The organism is Methanobrevibacter cuticularis (assembly GCF_001639285.1).
GTDB lineage: Archaea > Methanobacteriota > Methanobacteria > Methanobacteriales > Methanobacteriaceae > Methanobaculum > Methanobaculum cuticulare.
The window spans coordinates 39,769-62,737 of sequence record NZ_LWMW01000064.1; the positions used below are offsets into that span (position 1 = coordinate 39,769).

26 protein-coding genes are annotated in these 22,969 nt (G+C 28.4%); 25 read left to right on the forward strand and 1 reads right to left on the reverse strand.

The window, feature by feature from the left end; genetic code table 11:
• Positions 1–162: 162 nt before the first annotated feature.
• The 4 genes from pdxT (at position 163) to MBCUT_RS01940 (ending at position 4,212) form a co-directional block, all read left to right on the forward strand.
• The gene (pdxT, locus tag MBCUT_RS01925; RefSeq protein WP_067258162.1) at positions 163–759 is read left to right on the forward strand and encodes a pyridoxal 5'-phosphate synthase glutaminase subunit PdxT; all 597 of its coding nucleotides are present in this window, start codon (positions 163–165) and stop codon (positions 757–759) included.
• 136 nt (positions 760–895) lie between these two features.
• Positions 896–1,813 (forward strand): class II glutamine amidotransferase, encoded by a 918-nt coding sequence (locus MBCUT_RS01930; RefSeq protein ID WP_067258166.1) that lies wholly within the window; start codon positions 896–898, stop codon positions 1,811–1,813.
• Positions 1,814–1,823: 10 nt separating this feature from the next.
• On the forward strand, positions 1,824–2,591 hold the full coding sequence (locus MBCUT_RS01935; protein ID WP_084270680.1) for a GltB/FmdC/FwdC-like GXGXG domain-containing protein: 768 nt from the start codon (positions 1,824–1,826) through the stop codon (positions 2,589–2,591).
• A 136-nt stretch (positions 2,592–2,727) separates the two neighbouring features.
• A complete protein-coding gene (locus MBCUT_RS01940) occupies positions 2,728–4,212 on the forward strand; it encodes a glutamate synthase-related protein (RefSeq protein WP_067258170.1) in 1,485 nt (494 codons plus the stop codon).
• Between the two features lie 393 nt (positions 4,213–4,605).
• Here the strand turns inward: MBCUT_RS01940 and MBCUT_RS01945 are convergent, their stop codons facing one another.
• Complete coding sequence (locus MBCUT_RS01945) at positions 4,606–6,000, reverse strand: MATE family efflux transporter (RefSeq protein ID WP_067258174.1); 1,395 nt, start codon at positions 5,998–6,000, stop codon at positions 4,606–4,608.
• Positions 6,001–6,802: 802 nt separating this feature from the next.
• Between MBCUT_RS01945 and npdG the strand changes: the two genes are divergently transcribed.
• The 21 genes from npdG (at position 6,803) to MBCUT_RS02045 (ending at position 22,493) form a co-directional block, all read left to right on the forward strand.
• Complete coding sequence (gene npdG / locus MBCUT_RS01950; RefSeq protein WP_067258177.1) at positions 6,803–7,483, forward strand: NADPH-dependent F420 reductase; 681 nt, start codon at positions 6,803–6,805, stop codon at positions 7,481–7,483.
• 118 nt (positions 7,484–7,601) lie between these two features.
• Positions 7,602–8,117: a tRNA-intron lyase gene (gene endA / locus MBCUT_RS01955; RefSeq protein ID WP_067258181.1), complete on the forward strand. Its 516-nt coding sequence runs from the start codon at positions 7,602–7,604 to the stop codon at positions 8,115–8,117.
• Between the two features lie 226 nt (positions 8,118–8,343).
• Positions 8,344–9,432: a tryptophan--tRNA ligase gene (locus MBCUT_RS01960; protein ID WP_067258184.1), complete on the forward strand. Its 1,089-nt coding sequence runs from the start codon at positions 8,344–8,346 to the stop codon at positions 9,430–9,432.
• Positions 9,433–9,748: 316 nt separating this feature from the next.
• Positions 9,749–10,387 carry a stage II sporulation protein M gene (locus MBCUT_RS01965; protein WP_067258187.1) on the forward strand — a complete coding sequence of 213 codons (639 nt, stop codon included), beginning with the start codon at positions 9,749–9,751 and terminating at the stop codon, positions 10,385–10,387.
• 628 nt (positions 10,388–11,015) lie between these two features.
• Positions 11,016–12,215 (forward strand): threonine synthase, encoded by a 1,200-nt coding sequence (thrC, locus tag MBCUT_RS01970; RefSeq protein ID WP_067258246.1) that lies wholly within the window; start codon positions 11,016–11,018, stop codon positions 12,213–12,215.
• 272 nt (positions 12,216–12,487) lie between these two features.
• Positions 12,488–12,739: a histone family protein gene (locus MBCUT_RS01975; protein ID WP_169805366.1), complete on the forward strand. Its 252-nt coding sequence runs from the start codon at positions 12,488–12,490 to the stop codon at positions 12,737–12,739.
• Positions 12,740–13,402: 663 nt separating this feature from the next.
• Positions 13,403–13,531, forward strand: a complete 129-nt coding sequence (locus tag MBCUT_RS11665; RefSeq protein ID WP_281177919.1) for a hypothetical protein — start codon at positions 13,403–13,405, stop codon at positions 13,529–13,531.
• 1 nt (position 13,532) lies between these two features.
• Complete coding sequence (rpl7ae, locus tag MBCUT_RS01980; RefSeq protein WP_067258194.1) at positions 13,533–13,904, forward strand: 50S ribosomal protein L7Ae; 372 nt, start codon at positions 13,533–13,535, stop codon at positions 13,902–13,904.
• Positions 13,905–14,020: 116 nt separating this feature from the next.
• A complete protein-coding gene (locus tag MBCUT_RS01985; RefSeq protein WP_067258196.1) occupies positions 14,021–14,227 on the forward strand; it encodes a 30S ribosomal protein S28e in 207 nt (68 codons plus the stop codon).
• 23 nt (positions 14,228–14,250) lie between these two features.
• On the forward strand, positions 14,251–14,412 hold the full coding sequence (locus MBCUT_RS01990; protein WP_067258200.1) for a 50S ribosomal protein L24e: 162 nt from the start codon (positions 14,251–14,253) through the stop codon (positions 14,410–14,412).
• A complete protein-coding gene (gene ndk / locus MBCUT_RS01995; RefSeq protein WP_067258202.1) occupies positions 14,409–14,861 on the forward strand; it encodes a nucleoside-diphosphate kinase in 453 nt (150 codons plus the stop codon). The genes MBCUT_RS01990 and ndk overlap by 4 nt, the downstream gene beginning before the upstream one ends.
• Before the next feature lie 412 nt (positions 14,862–15,273).
• Positions 15,274–17,061: a translation initiation factor IF-2 gene (gene infB / locus MBCUT_RS02000; RefSeq protein WP_067258205.1), complete on the forward strand. Its 1,788-nt coding sequence runs from the start codon at positions 15,274–15,276 to the stop codon at positions 17,059–17,061.
• Positions 17,062–17,321: 260 nt separating this feature from the next.
• On the forward strand, positions 17,322–17,720 hold the full coding sequence (locus MBCUT_RS02005) for a 30S ribosomal protein S6e (RefSeq protein WP_067258209.1): 399 nt from the start codon (positions 17,322–17,324) through the stop codon (positions 17,718–17,720).
• Between the two features lie 92 nt (positions 17,721–17,812).
• Positions 17,813–19,036, forward strand: a complete 1,224-nt coding sequence (locus MBCUT_RS02010) for a translation initiation factor IF-2 subunit gamma (RefSeq protein ID WP_067258212.1) — start codon at positions 17,813–17,815, stop codon at positions 19,034–19,036.
• A gap of 39 nt (positions 19,037–19,075) precedes the next feature.
• Positions 19,076–19,432, forward strand: coding sequence for a type II toxin-antitoxin system VapC family toxin (locus MBCUT_RS02015; RefSeq protein WP_067258215.1), 357 nt, complete (start codon positions 19,076–19,078; stop codon positions 19,430–19,432).
• Between the two features lie 326 nt (positions 19,433–19,758).
• Complete coding sequence (locus tag MBCUT_RS02020; RefSeq protein WP_067258218.1) at positions 19,759–20,283, forward strand: inorganic diphosphatase; 525 nt, start codon at positions 19,759–19,761, stop codon at positions 20,281–20,283.
• Positions 20,284–20,295: 12 nt separating this feature from the next.
• The gene (locus MBCUT_RS02025; protein ID WP_067258221.1) at positions 20,296–20,883 is read left to right on the forward strand and encodes a DNA-directed RNA polymerase; all 588 of its coding nucleotides are present in this window, start codon (positions 20,296–20,298) and stop codon (positions 20,881–20,883) included.
• A gap of 108 nt (positions 20,884–20,991) precedes the next feature.
• Positions 20,992–21,168 (forward strand): transcription elongation factor subunit Spt4, encoded by a 177-nt coding sequence (spt4, locus tag MBCUT_RS02030; RefSeq protein ID WP_211263760.1) that lies wholly within the window; start codon positions 20,992–20,994, stop codon positions 21,166–21,168.
• A gap of 193 nt (positions 21,169–21,361) precedes the next feature.
• Positions 21,362–21,883, forward strand: coding sequence for a GTP-dependent dephospho-CoA kinase family protein (locus MBCUT_RS02035; protein WP_067258228.1), 522 nt, complete (start codon positions 21,362–21,364; stop codon positions 21,881–21,883).
• 71 nt (positions 21,884–21,954) lie between these two features.
• Positions 21,955–22,326 (forward strand): 30S ribosomal protein S24e, encoded by a 372-nt coding sequence (locus MBCUT_RS02040; protein WP_067258230.1) that lies wholly within the window; start codon positions 21,955–21,957, stop codon positions 22,324–22,326.
• Between the two features lie 11 nt (positions 22,327–22,337).
• Entirely contained in the window at positions 22,338–22,493 is a 156-nt protein-coding gene (locus MBCUT_RS02045; protein WP_067258233.1) for a 30S ribosomal protein S27ae, read from the forward strand.
• Positions 22,494–22,969: the final 476 nt, after the last annotated feature.

The window sequence follows — 22,969 nt, forward strand, 5'->3', positions numbered from 1 at the left end:
ATACACTATAAGTATAATTAATAATGTGAATTTTATTAAATAAGTGAATATGCTGAGTATTAAATAAATAAGCAAATATACTGAGTATTAAATAAATAAGCGAATATGCTGAATATTAAAAATTAAAATAAACTAGAATACTTAATAATTTATAGGGATCTCATGATTACAATAGGAGTATTAAATCTACAAGGAGCAGTTAGTGAACATTTTGTCATGACACAAAAAGCTATTGAAAAAGTAGATTTCGATGCTGAAGCCAAAACTGTAAGATATGCTGCTGATGTAGCTGATTGTGATGGAATTATTATTTCTGGTGGAGAAAGTACTGTTATTGGTAAACTTATTGAAGAGAGAGGAATATCTAAAATAATAAAAGAGAACAATATTCCAATTTTTGGAACTTGTGCAGGAATGGTTCTACTTTCAAAAAAAATTGATCAAGAACAACCTATACTACGATTAATGGATATTGAAGTTAAAAGAAATGCTTATGGATCTCAAAAAAATTCTTTTGAAAGAAAAATTGAGATATTAGGAGATATTTTTCAAGGGATTTTTATTAGAGCACCTGCAGTTGAAAAAATCCATGAAGACAATGACAACAATGAAGAGATTGAGATTTTATCTAAATTAGATGATATTATCATAGCAGTTAGACAAGGAAATAATATAGCTATGGCATTTCATCCAGAACTAACTGAAGATACTAGACTACATGAATACTATTTAAACCTGGTTTTAGATTCTAAAAATTGATATTTATATAATCTAAGAATTTTTGATTGTTATGTATGAGAGTCTGAGTTTAAGGATTTTTAATATAATCTAATAAATTAAAATTTAGTATAATTTAGTATATTTATGGCTAATTCAATTAAGAGGAGGTTGGATTATGTGTGGCATAGCAGGAATTGTATATAAAGATAAAAAATTACATAATATTGGAGAGGATATGAGTAAAATGCTTAATGCTCTTCAACATAGAGGACCAGATTCTGCTGGTTTTGCATTATATGGGGGATTAGGTCTTGAAGATAATGAATATATATTGAACATTCAAGTAAAGGATGATAATGAAACACTACCTATTTTACAAGATGCAATCAATGTAAAAACTCCCATTAAAGAAGATGAAATAATACCTTCTGTAGATAATTCATTTATTTATAAATGTAAAATAGAGTTAAATGATTTTGATGAACTAAAACCGCTTATTATGAGTGTAGATAATGTTGAAAATGTTGTTGTTTTAAATGGAAGTCATTCTTTTGAAATGATAAAAGATGTGGGTTTAGTTTCTGAAATAGCTGATCGTTACAACACAAAAGCTATTAAAGGAACTCATGCTATTGGTCATACTAGATTTTCAACAGAGAGTAATGTAGATAAATATCATGCTCATCCATTTCAAACCTATATAGTCAAAGATATCACTGTAGTTCATAATGGTCAAATTACTAATTATTGGAAAATAAGGGATCATTTAGAGAGAAAGGGGCATGTTTTTGAAACGAATAATGATACAGAATGTTTAGTTCATTATATTGCAGATAAACTTGATAATGGGTACTCTTTAGAAGAAGCATTAGAACATTCAGTAGAAGATATGGATGGTCCTTTTTCATATATAATTGGAACTCCTAATGGAATTGGAATAGCTAAAGACAGATTAGGCTTAAGGCCGGGGGTTATGGCTGAAAATGAAGATGTATTTGCCATAGCTTCTGAAGAAGTAGCTCTTCGTGAAGTCATGGATGTTCATGATGTTGAACAAATCTCTCCAGGTGAAGTTAGGGTTTATGAGATATGAAGGGATAGTTATGGTTAAAACTAATGATAAATCTAATAATAAAATCATCAAGAAATCTAATGATAGTAGGGATAATAAAGCTTATGAGTTGGATTTCTCTTCAGTTACCCCAAGAGAAGCAAATCAAAAGTTAAAGGAAATAATTAGGGAACATAACAATATTATTATTAAAAATCCTAATGCGATGCATTATTTGGTAGCTGGGGTTATTGGGGACGTTAAAATAGAGATTGATGGATCTGCTGGCTATTTCGTTGGAACTATGATTAATAAAGCGAAACTCAAAATCAATGGGAATGTAGGATGGTTTGCTGGAGACAATATGACTGGAGGAGAAATTATCATCGATGGCTCAGCAGGAGATGGTGCAGGTCAAGGAATATATGATGGGACTTTAGTAGTTAGAAAAAATGCAGGCTCTAGGACTGGAGAGATAATGAAAAACGGAACCATAATCATAGGAGGAGATTCTGGCTTTATGAGCGGAATATTTATGATGGGAGGCCGTATAATAGTTCTCGGTGATTTAGGAAAAGATGCTGGTGAATCTATCATTAGAGGAACTATCTATGTTAGAGGTAGTGTTTCAAGTTTAGGTCAGAATGCTAAGCTTTTGGATATTGATGATAATGATAAAAAAGAGCTAAAGACTTTATTATCAAATTATGATTTCGTTTTAGATGATGATGATTACGATAAATTTAGAAAAATCGTTCCAAAAAGTAAAAGACCATTTTATGGTCATGATGAAGAAGAAGAAAATTGTTCATGTATTTGATGAAAATGATTGTTCATGTATTTGATGAAAATGATTGTTCATGTATTTGATGAAAATGATTGTTCATGTGAAATAAATTATTATTCACATGTTTAATGAATGTTTTTTATTTAAAAATTGAGTAGGAGGGAAAATAATGCCTTTTAAAGTAGAAAGAAATTTAACATTATGTAAAAGAAGATTTGACCGCCCAGGATGCTGCTGGTATTTATGTGATGATAAAGATGAAAAGATCTGTGATAAATGTTATTCTTGTTTAAATAACTGTCCACACAATGTTTATGAAATAGTTAATGGAGATCCAGTTCCTGTTAATCAAAAGAGCTGTATAGGGTGCAGAATATGTGAGGAAATGTGTCCAAATAATGCAATTAATGTGGATGCTATAGTTGAAGATTCAAGAGGGATATGGTCATATAATACATTGTCTGAGATTACAAGAAAATCACAAGAAGGATCATATAAGATTAGGAGTACAGGATCTTTAAGAGACCTTCCTACCTTTGATGATTTGGTATTAATTCCTGCTCAAGTTTCAAGACCTCCTATTGATAAATATAGGGAGCCTTGCATTACCAATGTGACTTTAGGAAGTAGGTTTGCTGAAAAACCTCTAAAATTAGCCACTCCTATTATGATAGGGGCTATGTCATTTGGAGCATTAAGCAAGGAGGCTAAAATGGCTTTAGCTATTGGTTCATCTCTCATTGGAACAGCTACAAACACAGGTGAAGGAGGAATGCTTCCAGAAGAGAGAAATTTAGCTAAAACATTAATTGCTCAATATGCTTCTGGTAGATTTGGAGTTTCTGCAGATTATCTAAATAATGCTAATGCTATAGAGATTAAAATAGGTCAAGGAGCTAAATCAGGGATGGGTGGTCATTTACTAGGTGAAAAAGTAACGGCTGAAGTTTCTAAAATTAGAAATATCCCTGAAGGGGCTGATGCACTATCTCCAGCTAGACATATGGACATTGTAGGTCCTGAAGACCTATCTATGAAAATATCTCAATTAAGAGAAATTACCAACTGGCAAATTCCAATTATGGTTAAATTTGCAGCTGGTCGTGTGGAAGATGATGTAAAAATAGCTGCAAAAGGTGGAGCAGATATCATTGTAGTGGATGGTATGCAAGGAGGAACTGGAGCAGGGCCAGATGTAATAATGGAACATTCTGGAATTCCAACAATAGCTGCTATCGTTGAGGCAGATCAAGCTTTGAAAGATATTAATCTTAGGTCTGATGTTAGTTTGGTAGCTGCAGGAGGAATTAGGAATGGGGCTGATGTAGCTAAAGCAATAGCTCTTGGTGCTGATGCTGTATATATAGCTACCGCTGCTTTGGCTGCTATTGGATGTAAAACATGTCAAGAATGCTATAAAGGGAATTGTAGAAAAGGAATAGCTACTCAAAATTTGACTTTAAGAAATAGATTAAATTATGAAGAGAGAGGATTGGGAGTAGCTAGATATATTAAAGCTATGACTGAAGAAGCTTGTATGTTAATACAACAAGCAGGAAACACACATATAAGTAAAATTGAAAGACAAGACTTAAGATCTTTAACATTAGAAGCTAGTGCGCTAACTGGAGTTCCGATGGCAGGATCTAATTGATTTTCTAATTACTTTCTTTTTTTTTATCTAATTGAGGCTGGGTCACAACATATATTTTTAAATTTTAGCTATTTTAAAGTTCTATGAAAATATTTTAAATTTATCATATCTCTTAATTTTAGTTTTAATTAATAAAACAATGATTATTAAATTAAAATTTTAAATTTAAATAAAAATTAGATTATTAAATCAAATTTGAACAAATCAAATTTTTCTTGAAAATAATCGTGTCCCATCCTCAATTGAGTTTCTAATTTTTTTTTTAAATGATAACTAATTACTTTTTTCATTGATTATTATTTTTTCATATTTCTTCAATAAAAATTATTAAATATTTCACTGAATTGCTATTAGTGGTGTTTGTGACTTCTTAATTATAGGGATGCAAATTCATTAAATAATTTCAATTTCCTCTTCTTCATCTTTAATGTTGGTTAGTCTTCCTATATACATTTTAGACCATAGATAAGCAATTATACTTCCAAAAATATTTCCAATTACTATTCCCCACCATACTCCTTGTTGTCCCATACCAAGAGGTATAGCTAAAATATATGCAAATACTACTGCAAGGAGAAGTTCTCTTATAATAGTTAATATTAAAGAATTGAATCCTTTTCCAACTCCTTGAAATACTGATGTTGCAACAGATCCTACTGGAACAAAAATATAGAATAAACACATAACTCTAAGGAAATCAGTTATCAATGGACCTAATCCCATTGTCTCTGGGGAATATGTAAATATATCTGCAATATAAGGTGCTAAGATAAAGGTGGTTACTGCAGTTATAATGGCTATTAAAGTTCCTAATTTTATAGAATAATTCTGAATTATGGTAAAGTTTTCATATTTTCTTGCACCAAATGAAGCACCAATAATAGCTACTACAGAGATTGAAACGGAGATTATAGGAACAATAGCAATAATAACCACTCTCCAACCAGCAGAATAGATAGCTACTGCATCAGTACCTGAAACTAAAACTAATATTATATTCAAAGTCCCAGCTAATATAGCTATTACTAAGAATTCTGCCCCTGCAGGTAAACCAACTTCTAAAATCTTTTTTATTGTATCTGTACTATATTTAAAATTCTTGGGTGAAATATTGATATAGGTATCTCCCCTAAACCAATATAAAATAATGAAACTAACTACAGCTAATGAAAGAACTGTAGCTATTGCTGCACCAGCTATTCCAAACCCTAGTGTATATATAAATATTGGGTCAAGAATAATGTTTAAAATAGCTCCAAATGCCATTGCATAAGTTGTTTTTTTAACGTTTCCCTCTGCTCTAAGTATTCCATAAGCTGCAGATGTAAATATTATAAAAAACACTCCTCCAAATACTATGTTTCCATATTGGAGTCCAAGTTCAATTGTAGTTCCAGATCCTAATATTTCAAGAATTGGTCGAAGGAACATACCTAAAGAAACCATAATAATAATTGTAAAAATAATGGTGAGTAACATTATATGTAAAGCTGCGTTATCTGCTTCTTTTTTATTTTTAGCTCCGATGAACCGAGATATAACTGATGTTGCTCCTGCTCCTAGGCCATTTGAAAATCCTATAACCACTAAGAACACAGGAGTTACAAATCCAATAGCAGCTAAAGCTCCTTCACCCAGACCAGCCACCCAAACACTATCAACGAGATTGTATAATGATGTAATTAGCATAGCTATTATCATAGGTCCTGAAAGTTTCAAGACTGCTTTTTTTGGATCTCCAAGTATTGTTGCTACTCCTTCTGTTTCTTCTTGATGGTTGTTTGTCATAGAATCATCTCAAATAGTCTAAATATTTTTTTTCTTTATAATTTTTTAAATATAAACTTAATCAAATAAATTCTTTAGTATTTTAACTAATATCGGCTAACTAATAGATGTTTATTAGTTAATTAGGGAATAATTATTAATCATAGATTAATGTTATGGATTTATCGAGCTTTATCAAACCTCAAACCAATTCTAATCAGATATTGTTAATTAATTTAATAATTAATAGCAATGATTAGTATTATTAATTAATTTAATAATTAATAGCAATGATTAGTATTATTAATTAATTTAATAATTAATAGTAATGATTAGTATGATTAATTAATTTAATAATTAATAAAAAATTAGCTATAATTATATTTAATATATGCTTATCATGCATCAATAGAACTATATATTTCCACAAAAAAATACAATTTTTATATTTTTGTAAATGCTAATTATAAAAAGAATTAATTAAAATTTTAAAGTATTATAGAATTATTTAAATTTTCATTTAATTAAAGTCATTATTAAATATAGATCTTTACATATATTAACTTTTTGTAATATTGAGATAAAATGTAAAAAATTCAAAAATAAAACTATATTTAAAAAATAAAGTTTTTAAAAAGTGGGGATGAAGAGAACAGGGGAATAATATGATCTGACTTAAAAATTACCTAATTTTGAATCATATTAAAAAATTAAAATCATTTATTGTTTATTTCAATAAACAGAATAAACTCATAAAAGTTATATATTATTATTTGAATAAGTAATTAAGAATATAAAATAACTAATTAATTAGGAGAATATTATGAAAATTGCTGTTATTGGTGGAACTGGGGATCAAGGATTAGGTTTAGCTATTCGTTATGTAAAAGCTGGTGAAGATGTTATTATTGGCTCAAGAAGAGCTGAAAAGGCAGAGAATGCAGTAGATGAAGGTGAAAAGTTTTTGAATGAATCTCATCTTAAAAATCTTCAAGGAATGAGTAATCAAGATGCAGCTGTAATAGCTGATGTATTAATACTAACAGTACCTTTACAAGCTCAAAAGGCTACTCTTGATAGCATAGCTGAATATGTTAATGGAAAAACATTAATTGATGCAACTGCTCCTCTTAATTCTAATATTGGAGGTTCTCCAATGGAATTTATCCAAGTTTGGGAAGGTTCAGCAGCAGAAAGAACAGCAGATATTTTAAAAAATAAAGATGTATCTGTTGTTTCAGCATTTAGTAATATTTCCTCATCTAGTTTAATGGAGTTTGAAAGAGAAATAGATTGTGATTGTCTTGTTTGTGGTGATGATAATAAATCAAAGCAAATAGCTATTGATCTGATTAATAAACTCCCTGGTGTTAAAGCTATTGATTGTGGTGATCTTTCAAGATCGAGAATAGTTGAAAAAATCACCCCTTTATTGATAGGACTCAATATTAAAAATAAAACTCATTATGCAGGAATTAGAATAACTGGATTAGATAGAATCTAATTTACTTTTTTCTGTTTTTTATATAACTTATTTAGTCTTACTAAGGATAACTTATTTAAAGGATGTATTAAATAATGATTATTAAAGATATTTTATCTTTCTTTTATTGGTGTGTTACATGCGTGCAGAATTATCAGATGAAATCGTAACTATAAAAATTCAAGAAGACAGTCAAAGAGCTATTTCTCTCAATCAAAAAAGTTCTTTTGGAAAATTAGAAGATGATGTTTTAGAGCTTTCATTAGTAGAAGCTTTTTATTTAATGGAACATGGAAGACTAAAAATCTATCAAAAGGACAAAAAACTTGAAGAAAATGTTATCAGAGAAATAATAAAAGAAAAAGGTGTTTATGGCAAATATCTTGTTTATAGAGATTTAAAAAATAGAGGATACATTATAAAAACTGGGTTTAAATATGGTTCTGAATTTAGATTATATAAAAGAGGAAAATCTCCTGGTGAAGGTCATTCTGATTTTCTAGTAAAAGTTGTGTATGAAAATTATGATATTTCTGTTTTAAATTTTTCAAGCTATGTTAGAGTAGCTCATGGTGTCAATAAGAGTCTTCTTCTAGCAGTGGTTGATGATGATGAAGATATTACTTATTATGAGATTGAATGGACTAGACCATAAACAGTTAATAATTATTATAAGAAATTAAAAAATGATTCAATTGTTCATTAATATATAAATAAATACAATATTGGCTATTACTAAATATTATTAGTATTATTACTATTATTATTATTACTACTATTACTATTACTACTATTACTTATTATTACTACTATTACTATTATTAATTATCATTATTCTTATACTGTTATTGAGGTAACTACATGAAATTTAAGGTGATTTTTTGATTGATCCGTGGGCATCATCATCTGTTGATTATGATAAGTTAGTGACTAAATTTGGAATAAAGAAATTCTCAGATATAGTTGGAAAGATACAAAATCCTTTGAATCTCATGAAAAGAGGAGTAATCTTTGGACATAGGGATTTTGATAAAATGATTCCTCTTATAAATGATCATAAAAAATTTTCAGTAGTTTCTGGAATGATGCCAAGTGGGAAAATGCACATTGGTCATAAAATGGTCGTAGATCAACTTAAATGGTATTTTGATAAAGGTGGAAATTTATCTCTTCCAATAGCTGACATGGAGTCGTATGCTGCTAGAGGAATTGATTTTAAGGAAGCTAAAGAAATAGCTATCACTGAATACTTGTCAAATTACATAGCTCTGGGACTTGATTTAACTGATGAAAATGTTCTTGTGTATTTACAATCAGAACATACTCCTGTTAAGGATTTGGCTTTTGAATTATCTAAAAAAACCAATTTTAATGAATTAAAGTCAATTTATGGATTCACTCCTTCAACAAATGTTTCTCATTTGTATGTTCCATTAGTTCAGGTGGCTGACATATTACTACCTCAAATTGACTTATATGGTGGCCCTAAACATGTTGTAGTCCCTGTTGGTGTTGATCAAGATCCTCATATCAAATTAACTCGTGATATTGCATCTAAATCTAAAGATAAATTTAAATTCATTCAGCCAGCTTCCACATATCATAGATTTTTAACAGGCCTTACAGGAGGTAAAATGTCTAGTAGTAAACCTAAAACAGCTATTTTTCTAACTGATCCTCCAGAGGTCGCTGAAAAGAAGGTTAAAACTGCTAAAACCGGTGGAAGAGAGAGTCTGGAAGAACAAAAAAAATTAGGAGGATGTCCTGATAAATGTGCTGTTTATGAAATGCTTGTGTATCATCTAATAGATTCTGATGAAGATCTAAAGAAAATTTATGATGATTGTAAAACAGGAACTTTACTTTGTGGTGAATGTAAGGCAATCGCAGCAGAAAAAATGAAAAAAATCTTTGAAAATTTATCAGAAAAACGAGAAGAATCTTTAGAAATAGCTAAGACTATTTTATAGTTTTTTTATTTTTATTATTATTTTTTAGAAATAGCTAAGACTATTTTATAGTTTTTTTATTTTTATTATTATTTTTTAGAAATAGCTAAGACTATTTTATAGTTTTTTTATTTTTATTATTATTTTAATTTTATTAGTTATTATTATTTAAATTAGTATAGATCAAAATCATTAGAAAATGATTTATATAACAAATTAAATAATATTAATTATATTTAATTTTGTGATAGATTAGAAAAGTTATATAATAATTTAAATAATATTATTTATACTAAATTTTGGTGATATAATTCAAAGTATTAAATATTATCTTGATGTGTTAGGTCATGAAATTAAAATAGCTTTTGTTGAAAATAAGTTTTTATTAGTTTTTTCTGCATTGTTATTTGTTATTCCAATGCTTTTAAGTTACTTCTTTGCACCATATATAGCATCATATATGAACCCAATGGTTAATACATTTAGGGATCGCGTACAGGATGGTCAGATAACCTTAGCCACAGATTCAATATTTCTTAATAACTTCACTGTAGCTATAATGCTTTACTGTGGGGCTATTGTTGTTGGATTGCTAACTGCTACGATTTTAATAAGTAATGGGATGTTCATTGGTTATTTTGCAACAACTATAAATTTGAAATTATTTTTGATTCTTACATTACCTCATGGAATTTTTGAGATTCCTGCAATAATAATAGCTGGATGTGGGGGTTTTGTAATGTTTAAATTTGTTGCTTATTTCCTTAAAGATATATCTATAGGAAAAACTAATGAATATGGTGAGAAAGAAGGTATATATAGCAGATTAGTTATTTCATTTAATGATAAGGTGGATATTTTAGTCCAATCTTTAGTTTTATTAGGAGTGGGTGTTGTTCTACTGTTCATAGCCTCAATCATCGAAGTATATGTCACTGTTGATTTAGCTAAGTTTTTAATACCATATATGACATGAGTATATGACATATCAGCTATATAATTAGAAAATTTCATTTTATTAAAATCCTCATTTTTATCTTTTTTGAGGATGACTCATAATTTTTTCATTCTTGATACATCCATATTTAATTAATTTAAAATTTTTTCATGAAAATAGCTATTTTTCTTCTTATAGTATGGACAAAACTTCTCAAAATTATAATATTTTTAAATATTCATATTAATCATTATTTTTATAAATAAAAGAATTTTAACGATTAAAAATTTAATATCATTTTTAAATCAAATGTCCAGTACTTTAATATCATTTTTAATAAGTAAAATCATTAATAATTCACTACTTGAACACTATTATTTACTTTCTAATAATAATCTATAGCTATTTTGAGATCTATGTTTTATTGTTAAATAAGTTTTATATAATATTAATATCAAATTTTATATTGTTAAGTTTATTATTAATTAAATTTAGAAATAAAAATTTAGAAATAAGTAAAAAATAATTAAAATTTCTAAAAGAATTAAAATCTTTAAAATAATATTATGATTAGTAAATTATTATTAAATTATTATTTTAATTTTGATTTTGAGATTAGTATTGAAATTTATTTTATTAAAGTGATACAAAGTTGATATGTGATGTTATGATTGAATGTGTAAGTTGTAAGGCAAAATATGATAGTGATGAAATTATCTACACTTGTGAAAAATGTGGGGCTGTTTTGGAGGTAGTTGTGGATGTAGATGTTTCAAAAGAAACCTTTGACTGCAGAAAAGATACCTTATGGAAATATAAAGAATTTATGCCTGTGGATGAAAGTAAAATAGTTTCCTTAGATGAAGGTGGAACTCCATTTTGCAAGTGTGAAAAACTTGGAAAGGATCTAGGAGTAGAACTTTATGTGAAAGTTGAAGGTTCAAATCCAACAGGTAGTTTCAAAGATAGGGGAATGAGTGTTGGGATGACCAAAGCTATGGAACTTGGTGTTGATACTGTTGGATGTGCCTCAACTGGAAATACTTCTGCATCTTTAGCAGCCTATGCTGCAAGAGCAGGACTTCGTTGTATTGTTCTTTTACCTTCTGGGAAAGTTGCTCTTGGTAAGTTAGCTCAAGCTATGTTTCATGGTGCAGAAGTTCTCTCTGTCAATGGAAACTTTGATGAAGCTCTTGATGCTGTAACTCAACTTGCTCTTGAAAAACATCTCTATCTCCTCAACTCAATCAATCCTTACAGATTGGAAGGTCAAAAATCCATTGGTTTTGAAATTGTTCATGAATTGGGCTGGAATTCTCCAGATAGAATTATTCTTCCAGTAGGGAATGCTGGAAATATCTCAGCTATTTGGAAAGGAATTACTGAATTCCATAACGCTGGATATATATCAAATAAACCAATGATGACTGGAATACAAGCAGAAGGAGCTTCTCCAATAGCTGATGCTTTTAGAAAAAATGCTATGGATATAATACCTGTTAAAAATCCTGAAACAATAGCTACAGCTATTAGAATAGGGGCTCCAGTTAGTTCAATTAAAGCTCTTAGAGCTATTTATGATTCTAATGGTTACTCTGAAACAGTAACTGATGATGAAATATTAGCAGCACAATTAGAACTTGCTAGAAAAGAAGGGATAGGGGTTGAACCTGCTTCTGCTGCATCAATAGCTGGATTAAAAAAATTAGTAAATGATGGTATAGTAGATAAAGGAGAACAAGTTGTTTGCGTAGTCACAGGACATCTTTTAAAAGATCCAAATACTGCAATTGAGGCATCTACTGAACCTATTGAAATTGAAGCGGATGTTGAACAATTAAAAAACATTTTATTGAAAAATAAATAGATTATCCTCAAATTAGGAATGATTTTTTAAATACATTTTCTTAATTTTTTAATTTTAGTTTTGTATTATTTTGTATTATTTTGTATTTTTTTGAAAATATATAATTTCACTTATTTGATTTTCATGTTTTGAAATTTTTAATTAAATTTTGTGTAAGTTGTCATTTTGATTAGATATTCAATTACAAAAATAGCTTAGGTATGATATAAAATTCCCTCCACAAAGTGAAAATCATAGGTCATTTTAACAAGATTAAATCAATAGCTTTATATATGAGAAAAAATACACTATGTATTACAAATTATGAGGTGTTAAATATGGAATTACCAATCGCTCCTATCGGGAGAATTTTAAAAAATGCAGGTGCTGACAGAGTCAGTGACGGTGCAAAAGAAGCATTAGCTGAAGCTATTGAAGAATGTGGAAACGCAATTGCTAAAAAAGCAGTCGGATTCGCAAAACATGCTGGTAGAAAAACTGTAAAATTAGAAGATATTAAATTAGCTACTAAAACTTGCAGTTAAGTGCAAAATAAAGAGTAAAACCAAATAACTAAATTTAGTTTTATTATTTAGTTTTACTTTATATACTTATATTTATAATTGTATACAGATTTTTTTATTTTTTAGTAATTTATTAATTTAAAGACTTTTTTATGATATTAAGTTTTGATTATTAATTTCAAAATTTTGATAAGTTTATCAAGAAATTGATATAAATTGATTATGAAATTAATATTTACATAATGACAAGAATAAATTTATTTCATAATTATTTTATTGTTTCAGATAATTTTCCTTTGAATAATTTTTTGGATGATTTAGAACAAATTTATCATAGTCATTATATAGATTCATTTCTATAATGATAGTATAGAAATTTCAATGAGGAATTATTGAAAAGATTTATAAACTATAAAAATATATTTATTATAGTCTATTTCTCAAGACTTTTATTTCATTAAAAATATTGCTGAATTTAAATTTTGAGATTTTTTATTGGCTTAAATTTATTTTATACTTTTTGTTTCTATTTTATTATTAAGGTATTAAAAAGCCATTTAAAAAATAAATCCTGATTTAGAATAAATAATATTTATTAATAATTAGCAATTAAATTAGAAATTATATAAATAAAAGATAATATAGATATAGAATACCTAGTTAAATAAAATAATATATTTCGATATGGAATATGATTTCAATAAATTGAAATTAAATTATATTCATATTATAACAGCAGATAAAACTTATAAAGCTGCAGTTATAATATTTGCCGATGGATGGCAAATGCCAGATGAAAAAGGAGGTAAATAATATGGCAAAAGCAATTTATGTAAAATTTGACACACCACAAGAAATAGCGGATAAAGCTGAAGAAGCTTTAGAAATAGCAAGAAATACTGGAAAAGTAGCTAAAGGTACTAACGAGGTTACTAAATTCATAGAAAGAGGAAATGCAGCTCTTGTTTTGATTGCAGAAGATGTAGATCCTGCAGAGATTGTTGCACACATACCAGTACTTGCAGATGAGAAGGAAATCCCTTATGTTTATTTAGCTACCAAAGAGGAAGTTGGTGGTGCTGCAGGATTAAATGTTGGTACTGCTTCAGCTGCAATCATTGAAGCTGGTGAAGGCGAAGAATTAGTCGCAGAAGTTGTGGAAAAAGTCGAAGAACTTAAAAACTAATTATTTTTTCGATCTGTTTAAAAAGCAGTAGCTTTTCAACAATAAAATTAATAATTATTAATTTCAGTTAAAATTAGTTTGAATAGCTACCTTTTAACAAATTAACAGGTGATTATATGGAAGAAGGAACTCCAGCAGAAGTCATTGAAGTTTTAAAAAGAACTGGAATGACTGGAGAGGTAATGCAAGTTAAATGCAGAATCCTCGATGGCCGAGATAAGGGAAGGATATTAACTAGAAACATTATGGGTCCTGTAAGACAGGGTGATGTTTTAATGTTATTAGACACAATTAGAGAAGCTAAGGAGATTAAAACTCCTTAAATCCTCATAGAAAGGTGTAGAACATGAGAAATTGTTCATTCTGTAATAAAGAAATAGAAGAAGGTACAGGTAAGATGTATGTTAAAAAAGATGGATCTATCTACTTCTTCTGTAGTAGTAAATGTGAAAAGAATATGATAAAGCTTGGAAGAGTTCCAAGAAAAGTTAAATGGGTTAAAGAATGATGGAACAAAGTTTTGTTATGATGAAACCAGACGTTGCACAAAGACGTCTTCTGGGGAAAATTTTAACTCGATTTGAGGAAAAAGGACTTCAGCTTGTAGCTATGAAGCTATTGCAAATAGATGAATCTCTTGCAAAAGAACATTATGGTGAACATGCAGAGAAACCTTTTTTTAATGATCTAGTTTCTTATATTACATCTTCTCCATCATTAGCTATGGTCATCAAAGGAGATGACGCAATAAGTTTGATTCGAAAGATAGTGGGAGCAACTAATCCAAAAGAAGCAGATCTCGGAACAATCAGGGGAGATTTTGCAATGGATATGGGTAGAAATGTAATTCACGCTTCAGATGCTCCAGAATCTGCTAAAAGAGAAATAGCTCTCTTTTTCGATGATGATGAAATTTGTGATTATCAAATGGTTGATGATTCTTGGATTTATGAATAATATTATTGAAGTTATATGTAATTGATTTAAATTTTATTTTAGTATTGGAAAATATTAGTCGTTGATTTAGTATTTCGATGATTTTAGTCTTTGAATAATTAATAGATTAGATGAATTATTGCTAGTAATCTTTGTATTTAATTCTTTGATCTAATAATATAATTTGAATGATTATTTCTAATCTTTGATCCAATAATTAAACTAAATAAAATTAAATAAATAAACCAATAACAATAACAGTTCTAGAATACCAATTTCAATAACAACTAATAGTACTTCTATAGTGGTTATTGGTACTTGAATAATGTTGTTAGTACTTCTATAGTGGTTATTGGTACTTGAATAATGTTGTTAGTACTTCTATAGTGGTTATTGGTTTTTAAATAATGATTATTAATTATATTGAGTAGATATGAAAATTAGATCTCCTATTGTATCAGTATTAGGCCATGTTGATCATGGTAAAACTACTTTATTAGATTTTATAAGGGGTAGTACAATCGCTTCTAAAGAAGCTGGCGGAATAACTCAGCATATTGGAGCTACGGAAATACCAATAGATACTGTAGAAAATATATGTGGCACTTTTATAGAGAAATTGACTATTAAAGATATTATTCCAGGTCTATTTTTCATAGATACTCCAGGGCATGAGGCTTTTACAAGTCTTCGTAAACGTGGAGGTGCTTTAGCTGATTTAGCTATTCTAGTAGTTGATATCAATGAAGGATTTAAACCACAAACATATGAAGCTTTAAACATTCTAAAAATGTATAAAACTCCATTTATCGTAGCTGCTAATAAGATGGATAAAATTTTTGGTTGGGAAATACATGAATTTGATTCTTTTTCTAAATCTTTCTCTACTCAAGCTCAAAGTGTACAACAAGAGCTAGATAAGAGGATTTATGAAATCGTTGGAATTTTACATAAAGAAGGTTTTCAATCAGAAAGATTTGATCGTGTTAGTGACTTTTCATCACAGATAACTATCATTCCAATTAGTGCTAAAACTGGTGAAGGAATAATTGAACTTCTTGCAATGCTTTTAGGACTTGCTCAAGAATATTTAACAGAACAGCTAAAAATTGAAGAAAATTCACCAGCTAAAGGGACTGTTTTAGAAATTAAAGAAGAAACAGGACTTGGTGTCACAATTGATACTATAATTTATGATGGAATTGTTAAAAAGAATGATGAAATAGCTTTAATGGAAACTGAGGATGTTTTAACCACAAAAATCAGATCTATTTTGCGCCCACTTCCTTTAGAAGAGATGAGGGATTCAAAAAAGAAGTTTAAAAAAGTAGATGAGGTTGTAGCTGCTGCCGGTATAAAAATTGTAGCCCCTAAACTTGAAAATATTGTTTCAGGTTCTCCACTCAGAGTAACTCGTGATGGAGATCATGTTAAAGAGGACATATTGAAAGAACTTGAGGATATTACAATACATACCAATGACAATGGAGTCATGGCGAAAGCAGATACTTTAGGTTCTCTTGAAGCTCTTGTTAATCTTTTACAAGACATGGATATTCCAATTAGAATTGCAGAAATTGGGGATGTTTCAAGGAGAGATGTTATAAATGCATCTATTGTTAAACAGGAAGATCCTAATCATGGAGTAATTATAGCATTCAATGTTAAAGTTCATCCTAAAGCAGAAGAAGAATTAAACAATTCTGATATTAAGCTATTTTCTGGAAATGTTATTTATAAAATAACTGAGGATTATGATGCTTGGATTAAAGAAAGAGAAGAAGAGCAAAAGAAAAAATGGATGGATGCTATTATCAAACCTGCAAAAATTCGAGTAATTCCTAAACTAGTATTCCGTCAAAGTAAACCTGCAATAGTTGGAATTGAAGTAATCAGTGGATCAATAAAACAAAATTATTCACTCATGGATTTAAATGGAAATTTTGTTGGTACCATTGAAGGTATGCAAGATAAAGGAGATAATTTACCTTCAATTAGCAAAGGTCAAAAGATAGCTATGGCTATTAAAGATGCAATAGTTGGAAAAGACTTTGAAGAAGGAGATGAACTTTATGTTGATATCCCTGAAAAGCACTACAAAATTTTAGAACGAGAGTTTAAGAATAAGTTAACTGAAGACGAGTTTCAAACTCTTAATGAAATCATTGAGATTAAAAGGAAAATTGACCCTAATTGGGGAACTTTTGGTCTTTTTGAATAGCTAATTTAAAAATTAGCAATAAATCAGTATAAATTAATTCAACATATAATTGATAAAATCATATAATATAAGTATTAATAAATAATATAAGTATTAATAAAAATAAAATAATAAAAAATAATCTAATTTAAATTTCATATATTAATAAAAATAAAATAATAAAAAATAATCTAATTTAAATTTAATTATCATAATTTATAAAAATAATTTAAATTACTAAATGAAAATTATCGTATTTAAAGTTTACAAGGAGGAATTTTTTGGTATTTAAAGTCGTTGTTTCAGATAAAAATGAAAGTTATCAAATAGAAGTAGATTCTAATAATAAAAAAATTATAGGTTTATCTATTGGTGAAGATATCGATGGAGCATTATTAGGTCTTGATGGATATACTTTAACTATCACTGGTGGGAGTGATAAGAATGGTTTTCCTATGAAAAAAGATGTTTCAGGGTCTAGACGAATCAAAAGTTTATTATCTGGTGGAATAGGTTATAATCCTAAGGCTAAAGGTATTAAAAGAAGAAAAACAATAAGAGGAACTTCTATTTCTGATGAAATAGTTCAAATTAATACTGTGGTCTCTAAATCCGGTAAAAAATCTATAAATGCTATTTTAAACCCAGAACCTGAAGAGGAAGCAAAACCAGAAGAATAGCTAAATAGAAATAAAAAATAGAAGATAATTATCATGAAATTGTATGAATTGTATGAAAACATTTATAATCAAATTTATAGCAGGTGTAATCTGTGAAAGTACAGTCAGATGTTAACATAGGACTAGTGGGTCATGTCGATCATGGTAAGACAACTCTTACTAAAGCATTATCAGGCATATGGACAGATACTCATAGTGAAGAAACAAAAAGAGGTATATCTATACGTTTAGGATATGCTGATATTGAATTTAGAAAATGCCCTGATTGTGGTGAACCTTTATGTTATACTACAACATTAACTTGTGAGCATTGTGGAAAAGAAACTGAGGTTTTAAGAAAGGTTTCTTTTGTAGATGCTCCAGGACATGAAACTCTTATGGCTACTATGTTATCAGGTGCTGCAATAATGGATGGTGCAGTTTTAGTAATAGCTGCAAACGAGTATTGTCCTCAACCTCAAACTAAAGAGCATTTAATGGCACTTGATGTTATTGGTGTAACTGATGTTATTGTTGTTCAGAATAAAATTGACATAGTTTCAAAAGAAAGAGCTATTGAAAGTTATGATGAAATTAAGGAATTTGTAAAAGGTACTTGTGCAGAAGATGCTCCTATTATCCCTGTTTCAGCTCAACAAGGAGCTAATATTGATATATTGATTGATGCAATTGATAAAAAAATCAAGACACCTAAAAGAGATTCAAATAAACCATCTAAGATGTATGTAGCTAGGTCTTTTGATATTAACAAACCAGGTTCTCATCCAGATTCAATCAAGGGAGGAGTAATTGGTGGAACATTAGTTCAAGGAACTTTGAAAATGGGACAAAATTTAGAAGTAAGACCAGGTATTGAAAATAAAAAAGATGGTAAAAATGCTTGGATTAGTTTAACATCAGAAATTATTGGATTAAATGCAGGTGGGGAAGATGTTGAAGAAGTTGGTCCTGGTGGTCTTGTAGGTGTAGCTACCAAGTTGGATCCATCTCTTACAAAGGCAGATTCCTTATCTGGATCAGTTGCTGGGGAACCAGGAACATTGCCAGATGTCTTACATAGCTTTGAAATGGATACTCATCTTTTAGATCGTGTTGTTGGTACCAAAGAAGAAAGAGATGTTGCTCCAATTATTATCAAAGAACCTTTGATGATAAACTGTGGAACTACTACTACCATTGGTGTTGTAACTAAAGTTAAAGGAAATGTTAAAGTAAATTTAAAACTTCCAGTTTGTGCAGATAAAGGAGATAGGGTAGCTTTAAGTCGTAGAGTAGGTGCTCGTTGGAGATTGATTGGTTATGGAATCATCCAATAATGAAAACATTAAAGAAGTTGTAGTTGATACAAATTTTTCATGATTCCCTTTCAGTTCAATATTGATATAATTGATGAACTTGAAAAAGCTTTACCTTCTTATAAACTAACAACTCCAAATTTTGTAATAGATGAGTTGTTTGGTTTAAAGAAAAACCTAAAAGGCAAAGATAGGGTTGCAGCAGGAATTGCTCTTAAAATAGCTAAATCACCAAAAATTATTATAAAAGATCTCCCTCTTAAAGATAATGAATCAGTAGATGAGGGATTGCTCAGAATTTCAAAAGTTTTAGCTACCAATGATATTGAACTAAAAAAAAGAGCAAAAGAAAAAGGAATAGCTGTTGCTTATTTACGCCAAAAGAAATATGTAGCTATTGATGGTTATTTAAAATAATATTTATATTATTTATAATAAATAACTTATTTAAAAATTATTAATATCTTAATAAAGAATAATAATTATATTATATGATGAATAAGTAATAGTAATAGATTAATAATTTAAATGAATATTAATAATTATATTATAACTTAAATAAAGAATAATAATTGGAGATAATGATTATTAATTATTATTCTTTATTATTAAATAATTAATTAAATGTTTTTATAATGATTATAATAGAATTATTGTATGATTAAAAATGATTATAATAAAATTATAGCCGTATAGTATGATTAAAATAATATTGTAGTAATAAACTAGTTTATGGTGGAAACATGAATTTATGGACAGAATTATCTTATGGGTCTGAATTTCCTGAAGTAATAAATGCAGTAATTGAAATTCCGAAAGGATCAAGAAACAAATATGAATATGATAAAGAAATGGAAGCTTTTATTTTAGATAGAGTATTACATTCTTCTGTTGTTTATCCTGCAGATTATGGTTTTATACCAAAAACTACTTATGATGATGGGGATCCTATGGATATTATGGTTTTAATGGATCAACCAACATTTCCTGGTTGTGTAATAGCTTCTAGACCCATTGGGATCATGAAAATGATCGATGGTGGAGATAAAGATTATAAAATATTGGCAGTTCCTGTTGATAATCCTAAATTTAAAGACTTTGTTGATATAGGTGATGTTCCAGCATTTCTTTTAGCGGAAATAGAAGAATTCTTTAAAACTTATAAAAATCTTGAAGGAAAAGAAGTAGAAGTACTAGGTTGGGAAACTGCAGATATGGCTAAAAAAGAAGCTATTAGATCAATTGAATTATATAGAGAAAAATACTAATGAGGGGTTTGTTTGTATTATTTAACAAAAATTGAAGATACTGTTAGAATTCTACCTTATAGGTTTGAAGATCCTTTGGAAGAAGTAGCTATTGAGACTTTAAATGAAACTTATAATGGTAAACTTGATAAGAAATTAGGACTACTTGTTAGTGTTACTGATATCGATGATATTGGTGAAGGGAAAGTGATAATGGGAGATGGATCTACTTATCATGATGTTGTATTTAATGCAATATTCTTTAAACCAGAATTACAAGAGATTATTGATGGTGAAGTGATTGAAATAGCTGAATTTGGAGCTTTTATTCGAATTGGACCTATGGATGGTTTAGTTCATGTTTCACAAGTTACTGATGATTATATAAATTATGACTCTAAAAGAGGAGCTCTTCTTGCTAAAGAATCAAAGAAAACCCTTGAAGAAGGAAATAAAGTTCGAACTAGGATAGTAGCTATTAGTCTAAAAGGTAAATCCTCAAAAGAAACTAGAATTGGTCTTACAATGAGACAAGCTGGGTTAGGTAAATTCGAATGGATCGAAGAAGAAAAGACTAAAGGCAAAGAAAATAAGAAAGCTAAAAAAGGAAATAAAAAATAAACTAGTTAAAATAACTAATACTATACTTTATATTAGTTAAAAATTATAGACTTAAATTAAATTTTTATTAATAATAGCTAAAATTTAAAGGAAGAATCAAAAATGGCTATGAAAGCTTGTACTTCATGTAAAAGAATATCTACTAAAGAACGTTGCCCTGTTTGCAATAATCCAACTTCTAGCAATTGGAGTGGATTTTTAGTAATTATAGATCCAGATAACTCTGATATAGCTAAAGAGCTACATATTGAATTACCTGGAGAATATGCATTAAGAGTTAGATAATAATTAAGAATAATATAATTATTAAGATTAAGATAGTTACTAATTTTAATATAATTATTAGGATTAAGATAGTTACTAATATTAATATAATTATTAAGATTAATATAACAAATTATTGATTTAGTGAAAAATATATGATATTAAAAGTATATAATAATATTGTAAACAACATAATACAATAAGAGGGAAAATATTGTTACACCTAGAAAAGAATTTAAGAGATGAGCTTAAAAGACCATTTGGGAGATTATACTCATCATTTGATGATGCGATTGATGATATCAGGTCTTCTAAATTCTTAATTTCTGTTGGAGATTCTACAACCAACAATCTTATTAATGTAGGAATATATCCCAATATTAGTATCATAGATAATCTTATTCAAAGAAAAATTCACAATCATGAAATTATATACACAGAAAATATTTTAAGGGCTAAAAATCCACCAGGAACTATTACTGATGATCTATGGGAAACCATAGAGTTAGCTATTAACAAATCAATCCATAATGATAATGGAGATGATGGTGAAAATCAAAATCATTTGATTGTTGTAGATGGTGAAGAAGATCTTGCAGTTCTTCCCGTAATCATACTAGCTCCTGAAGAAACTATTGTATTATATGGTCAGCCTAATGAAGGTTTAGTCTTTGTAAATGTTTCTGATGTAAAAACTAGAGCCAATGAGCTTATTAAAAAATTCAAAAAAATTTAATAATGGTTGTAGGCATATATTTAAATCCGCATTGAAATTTAAATTTTATTTAAGTTAAAGAGGCTTAAAATATGGAAATTGATATATTAGATCAAAAAGAAAATAAAGTATTAGATAGAACTGAAATTAAGTTTAATTGTACATACTCTGGTGAAGCTACACCAAAATTATTAGATGTTAAAAGCAAATTAGTAGCATTACTTGATACTAAAAAGGGATTAATTGTAATTGACTCTATTCAACCTCATTTTGGTGAAACAAAAGCAGCTGGATATGCAAAAATTTATGGTTCAGAAGAAAGTTTAAAAGATATTGAAACTGAGCATGTAATTGCTAAAAATAAAGAAGCTGAAACTCCTGCTGATGATAATGATGCGGAAGAGTCTGAAGAAGCTACAGAAGATGAATTAGATGATGTGGCTGAAGCTACTGAATATAGTTAGGGGGCAAAAATATGAAAAAATCAACTCTTTATGAAATTGATGGTGAAAAAATAAAAAGAAAAAATCCATTCTGTCCTCGTTGTTCTGGAGGTGTATTTATGGCTGATCATGGTGATAGATATGCTTGTGGAAAATGTGGATACACAGAAATGAAAAATAAAAAATAATTTTATTTTTATTACTTTTTATAATAATTTGAATATTTTTATTACTCTTTATAACAATTTGAATATTAGGGAGTATACTTATTCTCCCAGCTATTCTTTTTTTAATTTTTTCATAGCTTGCATACTTGAAGTAATACTATTTGTTCACGAAAATTTAAATACAGTACATAATATCTATTTTTTTTGTTTTAGATAATTATTGAGAAAATTATAGTATTTCTTTGTAAGTGTGTGGAATATTTTTTTTATTTTGGTGTTTTTTATTTTTAGTTGCTATTTTTTTTTATTTTGGTGTTAATTTTTTTATTTTAGTTGTTAATTTTTTAGTTAATTCAATTTAATACTTCAGAATCAGTATTGCTCTTGGTATTACTGTTATATTTATATATTATGGGTGTTAATAGCTATTTTTATGAGAGAATTGGATCCTTTGAATGATTTTGCTGTTTTAAAGTGTATGGGTGAAAACGGTGATG

What these genes read in the sequence shown, in the direction of transcription:
- thrC (WP_067258246.1), top strand. Translation starts at nt 11,016, where the DNA reads ATGATTGAATGTGTAAGTTGTAAGGCAAAATATGATAGTGATGAAATT.
- MBCUT_RS02020 (WP_067258218.1), top strand. Translation starts at nt 19,759, where the DNA reads ATGAATTTATGGACAGAATTATCTTATGGGTCTGAATTTCCTGAAGTA.
- MBCUT_RS01945 (WP_067258174.1), bottom strand. Translation starts at nt 6,000, where the DNA reads ATGACAAACAACCATCAAGAAGAAACAGAAGGAGTAGCAACAATACTT.
- rpl7ae (WP_067258194.1), top strand. Translation starts at nt 13,533, where the DNA reads ATGGCAAAAGCAATTTATGTAAAATTTGACACACCACAAGAAATAGCG.
- MBCUT_RS02040 (WP_067258230.1), top strand. Translation starts at nt 21,955, where the DNA reads ATGGAAATTGATATATTAGATCAAAAAGAAAATAAAGTATTAGATAGA.
- MBCUT_RS01930 (WP_067258166.1), top strand. Translation starts at nt 896, where the DNA reads ATGTGTGGCATAGCAGGAATTGTATATAAAGATAAAAAATTACATAAT.
- endA (WP_067258181.1), top strand. Translation starts at nt 7,602, where the DNA reads ATGCGTGCAGAATTATCAGATGAAATCGTAACTATAAAAATTCAAGAA.
- npdG (WP_067258177.1), top strand. Translation starts at nt 6,803, where the DNA reads ATGAAAATTGCTGTTATTGGTGGAACTGGGGATCAAGGATTAGGTTTA.
- MBCUT_RS01935 (WP_084270680.1), top strand. Translation starts at nt 1,824, where the DNA reads ATGGTTAAAACTAATGATAAATCTAATAATAAAATCATCAAGAAATCT.
- infB (WP_067258205.1), top strand. Translation starts at nt 15,274, where the DNA reads ATGAAAATTAGATCTCCTATTGTATCAGTATTAGGCCATGTTGATCAT.
- ndk (WP_067258202.1), top strand. Translation starts at nt 14,409, where the DNA reads ATGATGGAACAAAGTTTTGTTATGATGAAACCAGACGTTGCACAAAGA.
- MBCUT_RS01990 (WP_067258200.1), top strand. Translation starts at nt 14,251, where the DNA reads ATGAGAAATTGTTCATTCTGTAATAAAGAAATAGAAGAAGGTACAGGT.
- MBCUT_RS02015 (WP_067258215.1), top strand. Translation starts at nt 19,076, where the DNA reads ATGATTCCCTTTCAGTTCAATATTGATATAATTGATGAACTTGAAAAA.
- pdxT (WP_067258162.1), top strand. Translation starts at nt 163, where the DNA reads ATGATTACAATAGGAGTATTAAATCTACAAGGAGCAGTTAGTGAACAT.
- MBCUT_RS11665 (WP_281177919.1), top strand. Translation starts at nt 13,403, where the DNA reads ATGGAATATGATTTCAATAAATTGAAATTAAATTATATTCATATTATA.
- spt4 (WP_211263760.1), top strand. Translation starts at nt 20,992, where the DNA reads ATGAAAGCTTGTACTTCATGTAAAAGAATATCTACTAAAGAACGTTGC.
- MBCUT_RS02045 (WP_067258233.1), top strand. Translation starts at nt 22,338, where the DNA reads ATGAAAAAATCAACTCTTTATGAAATTGATGGTGAAAAAATAAAAAGA.
- MBCUT_RS01940 (WP_067258170.1), top strand. Translation starts at nt 2,728, where the DNA reads ATGCCTTTTAAAGTAGAAAGAAATTTAACATTATGTAAAAGAAGATTT.
- MBCUT_RS01985 (WP_067258196.1), top strand. Translation starts at nt 14,021, where the DNA reads ATGGAAGAAGGAACTCCAGCAGAAGTCATTGAAGTTTTAAAAAGAACT.
- MBCUT_RS01975 (WP_169805366.1), top strand. Translation starts at nt 12,488, where the DNA reads ATGAGAAAAAATACACTATGTATTACAAATTATGAGGTGTTAAATATG.